Origin of the sequence: uncultured Tateyamaria sp., from assembly GCF_947504105.1 — a bacterium.
Classification (GTDB): domain Bacteria; phylum Pseudomonadota; class Alphaproteobacteria; order Rhodobacterales; family Rhodobacteraceae; genus Tateyamaria.
The window spans coordinates 176149-188963 of record NZ_CANNGP010000001.1 but is presented as its reverse complement, the minus strand read 5'-3'; the positions used below and the strand labels follow the sequence as shown (position 1 = coordinate 188963).

Sequence of the window (12815 nt, the reverse complement as noted above, 5' to 3'; positions counted from 1 at the left end):
CAAGGAAGGAAACCTGATGCACACCCCAACTTCTATCGATGCCGTCCAGACCATGCTCGCCGACCAGGGGTATGTCTGCGACCGCGCCCTTGGGACCGTCGTGTTCCTCAGCCTGTCACTGGGCCGCCCGCTCTTCCTTGAAGGCGAAGCAGGCGTCGGCAAGACCGAAATCGCCAAGGCACTTGCAGCAGCACTTGGCCGCCGTTTAATCCGGCTGCAATGCTACGAAGGGCTCGATGCGTCCTCGGCCGTCTACGAATGGAACTTTCCGGCACAGATGGTCGCGATCCGCACAGCGGAAGCATCGGGCGGGGCCGACCGCAAGGCACTACAAACCGAACTCTTCTCGGATGATTACCTGATCGAACGCCCGCTGCTCGACGCGATGCGACCCGATGAAAACGGTGCGCCGGTCCTGCTGATCGACGAGCTGGACCGCACGGACGAACCGTTCGAGGCTTTCCTGCTCGAAGCTCTCTCTGACTTTCAGGTCACCATTCCAGAACTGGGCACGATAAAAGCCCCCGAACCACCCATCGTCATCGTCACCTCCAACCGCACGCGCGAAGTGCACGACGCGCTCAAACGCCGTTGCCTATATCACTGGGTCGACTACCCGAATTTCGACCGCGAGATGGAAATCCTGCAGGCCCGCGCGCCCGAAGCCGCCGCAGAACTCAGCCGCGAGGTGGTGGCCTTCGTGCAGCGCCTCCGAACCGAGGACCTCTTCAAGAAGCCGGGCGTGGCCGAAACCATCGACTGGGCCAAATGCCTGCTCGCGCTCGACGTGCTGGCACTCAGCCCCGAAGTGATCGCTGACACGCTGGGCGCAATCCTGAAGTACCAGGACGACATCCAGAAACTGCAGGGATCGGAGGCCAAGCGCCTGCTGGACGAGGCCAAAGCGTCTTTGGAACCGGCATGATCCACCTTCATCTTGCCAGGAAAACTCCGGGGGTTCCGGGGCTGGCCCCCGGCCTGACAGATGCCTGAATACGCCCCGCTCGAATTGCCGGAGAACCCGCGTCTTGCTGGGAATATCACCCATTTCGCCCGCGCCCTGCGCCGCGCCGGTCTGCCCATCGGCACGGGCCGGGTTATGGATGCGATCACGGCGGTGACCAAGGCGGGCTTTACAGAAAAGCGCGACTTCTACTGGACCCTGCATGCCTGTTTCGTATCGAAACCTGAACACAGGGCAGTCTTCGCACAAATCTTCCGGCTCTACTGGCGTGACCCGCGCTATCTCGAACACATGATGGCGGCGATGCTGCCGGCGGTACGCGGCGTGCAGGAAGATCGCGGCGCACAAGCGGCCGAGAAACGCGCGGCCGAAGCGCTGCTTGACGGCGCGGGCGACGACATCGACCTGCCCGACATCGAAGAGGGCGGCACCGAGATCGAGATTGACGCCTCCCTTACAATGAGCGCCGAAGAACAGCTTAAAACGCTCGATTTCGAACAGATGAGCACCGAGGAAATGGCGCAAGCCAAAGCCATGCTTGCCCGCATGGCGCTGCCAGTCGATCCCATGCCCACGCGCCGGACGCGGGTCGCAGGGCTGGGGCGCATCGATCCCGCCCGCACATTGCGCGCCGCCATGCGACAGGGCGGAGAGATGCGCGATCTGAAGTGGAAAACCCCCAGAGTTTGCTACCCGAACCTAGTTGCGCTGTGCGATATCTCGGGCTCTATGAGCCAGTATTCCCGCGTGGTGCTACATTTCCTCCATGCAGTGGCGAATGCTAAAGGGGCAGGGTGGGCCAAGGTGCACGCCTTCACCTTCGGCACACGGCTCACGAATATCACGCGACATCTGGCACAGCGTGACGTGGATGCGGCGCTGCAAGCCGCAGGGGCGGAAGCGCAGGATTGGGAAGGCGGCACGCGGATTGGGTCTTGCCTTGAAACGTTCAATCGCGACTGGTCCCGCCGGGTGCTGGGGCAAGGGGCCGTGGTCTTGTTGATCACGGATGGCCTCGACCGCGACGACCCGGATGCATTGGCAAAACAGATGGAGCGTCTGCACCTCTCCGCACAGCGCCTGATCTGGATCAACCCGTTGTTAAGATGGGAGGACTTTGCACCGCGGGCCCGTGGAATCGCGGCGATGCTACCTCATGTCGACAGCTTCCGCGCTGGTCACTCCATAGCGTCCATCGAAGAACTGGCGCAGGTGATTTCCCTGCGCGACGATGTCGGCGACCGCGACCGCTTGCTCCGAATGATCACCGCCTGATCGGGGCCAAGATTTTTCCTACGAAAAATCTCGCCGCCCCAACAGGGTCACGCGAATGTATCGGCAAAGCTGTTGCGATAGATGTCCGACAATTCCGACAGCGGTGCCGAGCTGTTGCCCATCCACACCGTGTCGCCCGAGAATTTACCGACGGAAACGATAGGGACACCCGCCTTGCCGGCCGCGATCATCAGCGCCTCGGCCTTGTCGAACGAACACGCCACCAGGTAACGCGCCTGATCTTCGCCAAAGAAGCTGCCCATCTCGCTGGAGTCGATCCATACGCCGACGCCTGCCGCCTCTGCCAGTTCAAAGGCGGCAAGGGCGAGGCCGCCGTCACTCAGATCCGTACAAGCGTTGATCAAGTGTCTGTTTTCACGGATGAAATTTCCGTTTCGTTTTTCTGCGTCAAGGTCCACACTCGGCGCGTCCCCGTCGGTGCGTCCAAACACTTCGGCAAGAATCGCGGACTGACCCAGATGTCCGCCGCACTCGCCCACCAGCAAGGCCACGTGGCCATCGCGCACGTCGCCACCGATGATGTTGTCCGGGTGGTCGATCAGTCCCACAGCCCCGATGGTAGGGGTGGGCAGGATACCGGTGCCGTCCGTCTCGTTGTAGAGCGACACGTTGCCCGACACGATGGGCATGTCGAGCGCTTCGCACGCCTGACCAATCCCATCGAGCGCGCCCACGAACTGTCCCATGATCTCGGGCTTTTCGGGGTTGCCGAAGTTCAGATTGTCTGTTGTTGCCAGTGGCTTGGCGCCCACCGCCGTCAGGTTTCGATAGGCTTCTGCCACCGCTTGTTTGCCACCCTCTACGGGGTTTGCTTTAACGTAGCGCGGGGTGACGTCCGACGTGAAGGCAAGGGATTTGTCCGTGCCATGCACCCGCATGATCCCGGCCCCCAGACCGGGCGTGCGGGCGCTGTCGGCCATGACCATCGTGTCATATTGCTCAAACACCCATTGTTTCGCTGTGTAGTTGGGACTGGCGAGCAGCGCTTTCAGCCCGTCGATTGGATCGATGGCAGGGACGTCCCCGAGGGGACCGGCCTCAGGTGTCGGCTCCCACGGGCGGTCGTATTCGGGCGCTTCGGATGCGAGCTTCGACAGCGGCAGGTCGGCTTTGACTTCGCCATCGTGCTCGATGAGAAAGCGGTCTTCGGCAATGGTCTCTCCCACGATGGCGAAGTCGAGGTCCCATTTGTCGAAGACGGCCTTGGCTTCGGCCTCAAGCTCGGGGTTGAGGACCATGAGCATGCGTTCCTGGGACTCGGAGAGCATCATCTCGTAGGCGGTCATGTTCTCTTCGCGCACGGGCACGTCGTTGAGGTTCAGCTTGACGCCAAGACCACCCTTGTCGCCCATTTCCACCGCAGAACAGGTCAGGCCAGCGGCCCCCATGTCCTGGATCGAGATCACGGCTCCGGTTTGCATCAGCTCCAACGTGGCTTCCATCAGACGTTTTTCGGTGAAGGGGTCACCGACTTGCACAGTGGGGCGTTTTTCCTCGATCGTGTCGTCGAATTCGGCGCTGGCCATAGTGGCCCCACCGACGCCGTCGCGGCCCGTCTTGGCGCCAAGGTAAACGACGGGCATGCCGATGCCCGAGGCGGCGGAATAGAAAATCTTGTCCGCGTCGGCGAGGCCTGCAGCAAAGGCGTTCACGAGGCAGTTGCCGTTATAGGCCGGGTCAAACCGCACTTCTCCGCCTGCGCAGGGGACGCCGAAGGCGTTGCCATATCCGCCGATGCCTTCGACCACGCCGTGCACCAGTTGGCGGGTCTTGGGATGGTCGGGTTCGCCGAAGGACAGGGCGTTCATAGATGCAATAGGGCGCGCACCCATGGTGAAGACATCGCGCAGGATGCCACCCACGCCGGTGGCCGCGCCCTGGTAGGGTTCGATGTAGCTGGGGTGATTGTGGCTTTCCATCTTGAAGACGACGGCTTGTCCGTCGCCGATGTCCACGACGCCCGCATTCTCACCGGGCCCGCAGATGACTTGCGGGCCGGTGGTGGGCAGTTTCTTGAGGTGGATCTTGGAGGATTTGTAGGAACAGTGTTCGTTCCACATGGCCGAAAAGATGCCGAGCTCGGTGAAGGTCGGCTCGCGTCCGATGATCCCGAGGATGCGGTCGTATTCGTCGGGTTTGAGCCCGTGACTGGCGATCAAATCCTGCGTGATTTTCGGTTCTGGCATGTGGTGTCCCCCGGCTTTGGACCGCTCTTTAGAGCAGGGACGGCGGAGGGGAAAGGGTTTGTCCCCGCGGGGACAGCTGGTTCGCTGCGTTTAGAGCATATTCATCGCTTTTTGGTCGTCCCATGGGATCAATCGCTTAGGTCACCGTGCGGTTGTTTTGGCAAAACTTAACCCTTTTTCTGCAGGCTGGGCCCCAATCGGATGCGGTCGCAAATATCTGGTCAAATCATTGCTGCTTCGGCATCGGCCTTAACGGTCTGTTGGCTGGGAAGCCAGCCGCGTGGGATCAGCATGTGAGTGAAGCCCGCACATATTGTTCCCGCGCGGCTGTAGTGTCAGATGCGGGGCAGTTGGACCACCACCTGATCATCCTCCTCCTTCTGCACGTTCGCTTTTGTGCGTACGCGCTGCGCATTGGCGTTCAGGATGATCTGAGTGCCTTGGAGCGTGAGTTCTGTCGTATTGGTTCGAATGATGATGTCGTGGCCGTTGCGGCGCAGGATGTCGCCGCTGCCGGGTTTTAGGAAGAGCGACGCCTTGTCGCCGCTGATCGAAGCCCCTTGGATCAGGCCCACCAACCCGCCGTCGGACGACAGTACAGGTGTGCCGCGCAGCTTTTCGACCTGCGCCGCTTCGGTCGCCGTCAGGTCCGCTTGCCCGGTCGAGGCGGTAATCGCCAGTACACCGGCGGCAAGGGTGGTCTTGAGTGTGTTCAAAAATATGGGCATTGAGTATCCTTTCAAAAGCGTATGTACGAAGAACGCCTGAGCAAGATGATTTATTCGCAGCTGATTTAGCGACCGAGCAACAAGATCGTGATTGGGGAGCTGTCATCGGTAAACGATTTGTTCGCCTTGATCCGTACGCGCTGCGCGTCTGCATCCATAATCAGGTCCTGACCTTTCAGGGTCAGCTTATTGGTCATGGTCGTGACGACGATGTCCTTGCCGCCGGTACGTCGAAAGATGTTTCCCCCGCGTGTCAGCACGAACAGTCGGGCGCGATCGCCCTGAAAGCTGATGCCGTCAGTGACGCCCAGAATGGCGCCATCTGACGACAAGACCCTCACCTTGGCGTTGCCGGACAGCGCGTCGATATCTGTCGGCGTCAGATCGGCCTGTGCACCACTTGCCGTTAACGTCGCAACGGCTGCTGCGAACAGTGGCAGCCCGATGCCTTTGAGCGTTTGCATGATCATCCCCCGTCCCGTGATTTGTCCGTACAACAACTGGGACAACCTTGGGCAAAGACAAATCTGGGTCACATCATCGTGTCCAGAAAGCAGCAACCGGAACGGTTTTTGAGGCTGGCCGGTTCAGTCCCCGGGTTTTTCGACAGCGGGGGCTTGTTCCTCCATCTCTTGCGCGGCCTGTGTCGCCGCGGCGGCAATTGTGGCCTTGTCCTCTTTTGTCAGCTTGTCCTGGTCCGTGAGGTTCGGGATTGCGACCCGCACTTCGCGCCGCGCAAACTCAAGGCCGTTCTCTTCGAATGCCTTGTTGACGCGGTTGTAGATTTCCTTGCGCAGCACGAATTGCGTGCCGGGCTTGGCCATGAATTTGCCGCGGATCACGATGCCCACGTCGTCGAATTCAAAGACACCTTGCGACTTGAACGGCTGGAGGAAATCGTCCTTGAACTGGTCCAGGGCCATCATGTCCTGCCCGATTTTCTTGAACAGTTTGCGAACTTTCTCAGGGTCGGTGCCGAAGGGCACCGTAAAGCGCAGTTTCATGATCACCCAATCGCGGCTGAAATTGGTGATCTTTGGGATTTCGCCATAGGGCAGGGTGTGAACGGGCCCCTTGTGGTGGCGCAATTGCATTGACCGGATCGAGATCTTTTCGACCGTACCCATAGTGCCTTCGACCTCGACATATTCCCCGGTTCGGAAGGCGTCATCGACGAGGAAGAAGATACCCGACACAACGTCTGTCACCAGTTTCTGGGCGCCGAAGCCAATGGCGAGGCCGACGATACCGGCACCTGCAAGCAGCGGGGTTGTGTCCACGCCGATATTGCTGAGCCCCAAGAGCAGGAACAGCACCACGATGGCCGCCTGGCTGACGCCGAGGATCAAGGGCAAAACGGTGGACAGGCGCGAGCCGCCCGCGCCGCCGCCATCGCCGGTGTCTTCGGTGTCGGGGTCATAACCCGATGCCGTCTGTTCCGCAGCCAGCTTGCGGTTGATGATCAGCGAAACGACTTCGTACACCAGATATCCGATGGCGACGATCATCAGGAATTCGATGAGACTGGCGGCAAACCGTTCTCCGACCCCGGCCGAGGCGAGCGTTGTCGGTGTCATGCCCCAGAAGCCCGCGATCGAGATCAAAACGATACCGAAAACGATCACCCGCCCAATGCGGATATAGGACCGTTTCGTCGCCACGTAGGCGCGCTGAGCCACGGCCCCTTCGCCGGTCATTGGCGGGGCCAACCGGCGCACCAGACCGCGGATCGCCGTGTCCATGGCCGGTGCGAAGAGCAGGAGGGTCATGGTCTTGTAGTGTGGGGCACTGCGCAGCACTGCGAAGTCACCGTAGCTCACCACGATGTTGACCACCCACCACGTTCCCATGGCCGCGGCGATGGCGAAGTAGGGAAAGGCGCGCGCGATCCGCTCTTCTATCGGACTGACGTCCGGGTCGGCGCCGCGCATCATGCGCACCATAGCGTCACGGTAGCGCCAAACGATGACGGCGACGTAGACGTGCACCGACAGGTTGATCCAGAAGCCGATGCGGGATTCGCCCACTGGCACCCCGTTGGCCGCATTGAAGGGGATGATGGACGCGCCAAGCCCGATCAGGAGGGCAAGCCAGAACATGTGGAAGACGATGGCGCGCGCGACCTCGTCCGTGGCGTGTACGATCCGGTAGGCAGGCGCTGTGGGGGCCATGAAGAACCGTCCCACCGCGATGGCCAATCGGGGCAGGCCGACAAGATTGAAGCCAAACAGCGTGAGGAACGGGTGATAGTATGGCGGCACAATGAAGCGTGTCAGCAGGATGGCTGAAGCGATAAAGACACCCACGGCCGCCAATTCGCTGAGCAACCGGACAAACAGAAGCATCAACGTCGACCGCAGGCTGGCATTCTGATCCGCATGGTGGGGCAGGATCAACCATTTGCGGATCAACCGCCGGAATACCAATTCGACAAGCAAGGCCCCGATCGTGACCAGTGCAAAGAACCCAGCAGTTGCCACCAGGCCATTGGTGCCGACGAAGTTGCCGAAGTTCGAAAATGCCTTGGCTTGGCTGCTGAAGAGGATCGGCACGCGTTCCACGGCTTGCACGATCGAGCCAAACGCACCGCTTGTTAGGTGATACAGGAACTCACCGACACCTGCGTCTTCTTCGTTCGGGACGGCCTGTGCATTGAGCCGATCAAGCAACAACTCGCGGACCTGTGTATCGGATAGCCGGGAAATCAGAGCGTTTGCGGCGTCTTCTGTCAGCGGGCTTGGCAAGGACGGCACCGTCGACGCGTCCGAGGTGTCTGTGCCCAAAAGGGTCTGAGCGGAGAGCGTGGCCGGTGTAAGAAATGACAGGGCGATCAGGATCGCCTGAATGTAGGAAATGAACTGGCGCATCTGTTCCCCGCGACGCTTGTTTTTATAGGTTTTTCTGCTGGCATGCAGCGGAAAAGGATTCGATGCAACGAACAAGCCAAAAAAAGGCCGAGCACGAAGCTCGGCCAAGTCCAACAGGGAGGTATGAAGAAGGCGCGATGTGCGCCGTGTTTCTTCAATAGGCGAGGTAGGGATGCGCATGCCTTCGATCAAGGCACTTTCAGCATGCGCAAAGGCATGGCAGATATGCATTTTGCGCATATCTCAGGGATTTTCTTTTTGCCTCAGCATCTTACGGTAGGCGATGATCTCTTCCTGCACGAAGTCCCGGAAGGCGGCAATTCGCTTGGATTGGCGCAATTCTTCCGGGTATGCCAAAAAAACAGGCACATCGGCAGATTCAATCTCGGGTAGCACGCGGACGAGTCGCGGATCATCCAACGAGACGTAGTCCGGCAGGATGCCAAGGCCGAGGTCCTGAAGCACGCCCTGTAGCACGCCGAAGTAGTTGTTCACTGTCAGAAGGGATCGCATTTCGTAGGTCAGCAGGTGCTGCACGAGGCTGCTGCCTGCGCCCACCTGGGCCGAGTTTACGTTCTGGCAGATCAGGCGATGATGGATCAGGTCTTCGGGCGTGTCGGGTGTTCCATTGGCATCAAGGTATGCCTGTGTGGCAAACACCTGCATCTTGACCGTCATCAGGCGCTTGCGGATCAGGTCCGCCTGGCTGGGTTCCTTCATGCGGATGGCCACGTCGGCCTCGCGCATGGGCAGGTCAAGCACCCGTTCTTCCAGCATCAGGTCGACGCGCAGGTCGGGGTACTGTTCGTAAAGCTTGACCAATCGTGGGGCCAGCCACAGCGTGCCAAAGCCGATGGTGGTCGTCACGCGCAGATCGCCAAACACCTCTTCTTCGCTGTCGCGGATGCGGGCGCTGGCTGTGTCGAGCCGCTTGTTCATCGCTGTAGTGGCGTCGAACAGCAATTCGCCCTGTTCGGTCAGGATCAGGCCGCGGGCATGGCGGTGGAACAGGGTAGCGTTCAGCGATTCTTCGAGACCGCGAATTTGACGCGACACGGCGGATTGGCTGAGATTCAGCTTGTCACCTGCATGCGTCAGGCTTCCCGCGTCCGCCACCGCGTGAAATATCCGTAACTTATCCCAGTCCATCTGCACCACTTTCGTAACGTTTGCGCTACCCTATCCGAAATAGTCTCTTTTCACATCGCTTGCATGACCGGAACCGGACGCGCGTAAAAAATTTCTGGTAAGGTCAGAGTATGTGACCTATTATTCAACTGAGAATATGCAAGACTGATCACGGCAGGGGAGGCCAGCGATGAGCACGCAGAAGATTTCCTTGAACGACCGGTACGACCTTGAAAAGAGTCCCGTTTTGTTGAACGGCACGCAGGCGCTTGTACGCTTGGTGTTGATGCAGAAGGCGCGGGATACGGCCGCAGGTCTGAACACCGCCGGTCTGGTGACGGGGTATCGCGGCTCGCCCTTGGGTGCTGTGGATATGCAGATGACACGTGCACTTAAACAGCTGGCCGCCCATGATGTTACATTCCAGCCGGGGTTGAACGAAGATTTGGCAGCGACTGCCCTATGGGGCGCGCAGCAGGCCGAGTTGCGTGGCGAGGGCAAGTTCGATGGCGTCTTTGGCCTGTGGTACGGCAAGGGGCCGGGCGTGGACCGCTCTGGTGATGCGTTCAAACATGCCAACATGGCAGGATCGTCGAAACATGGTGGCGTGCTGGTTGCCATGGGAGACGACCACACGGGTGAAAGCTCGACCGTGTTGCATCAGTCCGAATGGGCGTTGATTGATGCCTATATGCCTGTTGTCTCTCCGGCGGGTGTGCAGGAGATCATGGATTACGGTGTCTATGGTTGGGCGCTGAGCCGGTTTTCCGGGCTGTGGGTTGGTCTGAAGACCATGAAGGACACAGTAGAGGCCACCAGCGTCGTGGATGGCGATCCGCATCGCATGAGCATCAAGGTGCCCGACTACCAACTGCCTGATGGTGGTCTGAACATTCGCTTGGTCGATACGCCGACAGAACAAGAGACGCGGATGATTGACCACAAACGCTTTGCGGCAGAGGCATTCAGCCGCGCCAACCGCATGGACAAGCGGATGTGGGGCAAGCCCGGAGCCAAGATAGGTTTTGTCGCGGCGGGCAAGAACTGGCTGGACCTGGCCCATGCGCTGAACCTGCTGAAAATCGATGAGAACGAGGCTGAGCGGCTGGGTATTACCACCTACAAGGTGGGGCAGACGTTCCCTCTGGACATGCAGGGCTTCCACGACTGGGCCGAAGGCTTGGACCTGATCGTTGTGGTCGAGGAAAAGCGCAAGCTGATCGAGGTGCAGATCAAGGAGGCCATTTTCGACGACCGGCGCGGGCGGCGTGTTTATGGCTGGTACAAGGGCGGGGCCGGTGGACTGCACCGTGAAGAGTTGTTCCCGACCCGTGGTGCGCTGGACCCGATCCTGATTGCCGAGAAGCTGGGTGGTATTCTTCTGGAGGAAGGCCGCAATACCGATGGGATCAAGGCGGGGCTGGCCGAGCTGGACGAGGCGCGCCGGTCCGACAATGCCGAGGATATCGCGGCGCGCTTGCCCTATTTCTGTTCAGGCTGCCCGCACAATTCATCGACGAAAGTGCCCGAAGGGTCGCGTGCCTATGCGGGCATCGGCTGTCACTACATGGTGCAGTGGATGGACCGCGAGACCATCGGGTACACCCATATGGGGGCCGAGGGCGCGAACTGGATCGGCGAGGCGCCGTTTTCGACGCGCGATCATGTGTTTCAGAATATAGGCGACGGGACTTATAACCACTCGGGCGTGCAGGCCATTCGCGCAGCTTTGGCTGCGGGTACGAACATCACCTACAAGATCCTGTACAACGACGCTGTAGCCATGACGGGCGGACAGGGGAATGAGGGTGGTCTTGATCCTTACCGGATCGTCGATGAAGTCCGGGCGATGGGCTGTGAGCACGTGGCCGTGGTTTATGACGAAAAGGAAGACGTGGATGTGTCGCGTTTTCCGTCCGGTGTACCGACCCATGAGCGGGCGGAGCTGCCGGTGGTGCAGGAGCGTTTTGCCAAGACCGAGGGCGTGAGTGTCATTGTATATGTGCAGACATGCGCGGCTGAGAAGCGGCGGCGGCGCAAGCGTGGAACTTTTCCGGACATCGACAAGCGCGTGTTCATCAACACGGATGTGTGCGAGGGCTGCGGCGATTGCGGCGTGCAGTCGAACTGTGTCTCCATCGTGCCGAAAGAGACCGAGTTGGGTCGGAAGCGGGCGATTGACCAGTCGTCCTGCAACAAGGATTTTTCGTGCCTCAAAGGGTTCTGCCCCAGCTTTGTGACGCTGGAAGGCGCGCAGGTGAAGAAGGCGGCGACAACCGAGTTGCACTTGCCTGATCTGCCGATGCCTGAGTTGCCTGAGATCAAGGGCACTTGGAACGTGGTCATTACCGGTGTGGGTGGCACTGGTGTTGTGACCATTGGCGCGGTCATGGCACAGGCGGCGCATATCGACGGTAAAGGTGCCGGGATGATGGAAATGGCAGGGCTGGCCCAGAAGGGCGGTGCGGTGCACATCCATTGTCGGTTGGCGAATGATCCTGCCGATATCAGCGCCATTCGTGTGGCGACCGGTGAATGCGATGCGTTGATTGGTGGTGATTTGGTGGTCTCTGCCGGAGCGAAGACCTTGGGTCTGACGAGCGCTGGGCGCACGGGGGCTGTCGTCAACAGTCACGAAATCATCACGGGCGATTTTACTCGCGATACCGAGTTTGCCTTGCCGTCGGATCGGCTGTCCCTAGCGCTTGAGGCACGGCTGCGCGACCGGGTAGATATGTTCGATGCGTCCGATCTGGCCAAGGCCACGATGGGCGACAGCATCTTTTCCAACATGATGATCTTCGGCGCGGCGTGGCAGCGGGGCTTAGTGCCGTTGACCCATGACGCCATCGTGACGGCGATTGATCTGAACGGTGCGGCGGTTGAGCGCAACAAACGCGCCTTTGATATCGGGCGCTGGGCGGTGCTGCATGCGGAAGAGGCCGCGCGGATTGCGGAGCCCAAGGTGATCCAGCTGCCGAAGTCGCTGGATGAGAAGATCGCCTTCCGGGCGGATCATCTGGTGAAGTACCAATCCAAGCGGCTGGCGAAACGCTATCGCAAGCTGATCGATGGGATTGAAGACGTCTCCGTGAAGGAGGCAGCGGTCAAGGGGTATCACAAGCTGCTCGCTTACAAGGACGAGTACGAGGTAGCCCGCCTGCATCTGGAAACAGAGGCCAAGGCGCGCGAGCAGTTCGAGGGGGATTTCAGGATGAAGTTCCACCTGGCCCCGCCGATGCTGTCAAAGGACGGCCCGGATGGGCGGCCTGTGAAGAAGGAATACGGGCCCGGTATGATGCGCAACTTCCGCATATTGGCGAAATTGAAAGGGCTTCGCGGAACGCCGTTGGACATCTTTGGGCGGACCGAGGAGCGGCGGATGGAGCGGGCGCTAATCAAGCAGTACGAGGCGGATATGAAGGCGGTTCTGCCCAAGCTGAATGACGGCACGCGCGATGCAATCGTCGCACTTGCAGCGCTTCCGCTGGATATTCGGGGCTTTGGTCCGGTCAAGCAGGCGAACGAGGTGAAGGCTGCCAAGCGGCGTGAGGAGTTGCTGTCCGTTATCCGGGCAGGGGGACCGAGCCAGTCCAAAGCGGCTGAGTGATCGCGTCACACCTGCGTCATATGGGCTAGGCAGGAT

8 protein-coding genes are annotated in these 12815 nt (G+C 60.0%); 3 read left to right on the top strand and 5 right to left on the bottom strand.

Translation table 11 applies throughout. The annotated features are described in order from the left end of the window. Positions 1-16 precede the first annotated feature (16 nt). Positions 17-925 carry a MoxR family ATPase gene (locus Q1A75_RS00905; protein WP_299552605.1) on the top strand — a complete coding sequence of 303 codons (909 nt, stop codon included), beginning with the start codon at positions 17-19 and terminating at the stop codon, positions 923-925. Positions 926-985: 60 nt separating this feature from the next. Beyond that, positions 986-2239 (top strand): VWA domain-containing protein, encoded by a 1254-nt coding sequence (locus Q1A75_RS00900; protein ID WP_299552608.1) that lies wholly within the window; start codon positions 986-988, stop codon positions 2237-2239. A 47-nt stretch (positions 2240-2286) separates the two neighbouring features. On the opposite strand, the gene purL is transcribed toward Q1A75_RS00900, so the two are convergent. From purL to Q1A75_RS00875, 5 genes are all read right to left on the bottom strand, one after another. After that, positions 2287-4446: a phosphoribosylformylglycinamidine synthase subunit PurL gene (purL, locus tag Q1A75_RS00895; RefSeq protein ID WP_299552611.1), complete on the bottom strand. Its 2160-nt coding sequence runs from the start codon at positions 4444-4446 to the stop codon at positions 2287-2289. A 335-nt stretch (positions 4447-4781) separates the two neighbouring features. Further along, the gene (locus Q1A75_RS00890; RefSeq protein ID WP_299552614.1) at positions 4782-5174 is read right to left on the bottom strand and encodes a hypothetical protein; all 393 of its coding nucleotides are present in this window, start codon (positions 5172-5174) and stop codon (positions 4782-4784) included. A gap of 65 nt (positions 5175-5239) precedes the next feature. Then, positions 5240-5638: a hypothetical protein gene (locus Q1A75_RS00885; RefSeq protein ID WP_299552617.1), complete on the bottom strand. Its 399-nt coding sequence runs from the start codon at positions 5636-5638 to the stop codon at positions 5240-5242. 123 nt (positions 5639-5761) lie between these two features. Beyond that, entirely contained in the window at positions 5762-8041 is a 2280-nt protein-coding gene (locus Q1A75_RS00880) for a mechanosensitive ion channel family protein (protein WP_299552620.1), read from the bottom strand. A 243-nt stretch (positions 8042-8284) separates the two neighbouring features. Continuing rightward, positions 8285-9190, bottom strand: a complete 906-nt coding sequence (locus Q1A75_RS00875) for a LysR family transcriptional regulator (protein WP_299552623.1) — start codon at positions 9188-9190, stop codon at positions 8285-8287. Between the two features lie 169 nt (positions 9191-9359). Between Q1A75_RS00875 and Q1A75_RS00870 the strand changes: the two genes are divergently transcribed. After that, positions 9360-12779 carry an indolepyruvate ferredoxin oxidoreductase family protein gene (locus tag Q1A75_RS00870; protein ID WP_299552627.1) on the top strand — a complete coding sequence of 1140 codons (3420 nt, stop codon included), beginning with the start codon at positions 9360-9362 and terminating at the stop codon, positions 12777-12779. Positions 12780-12815 lie beyond the last annotated feature (36 nt).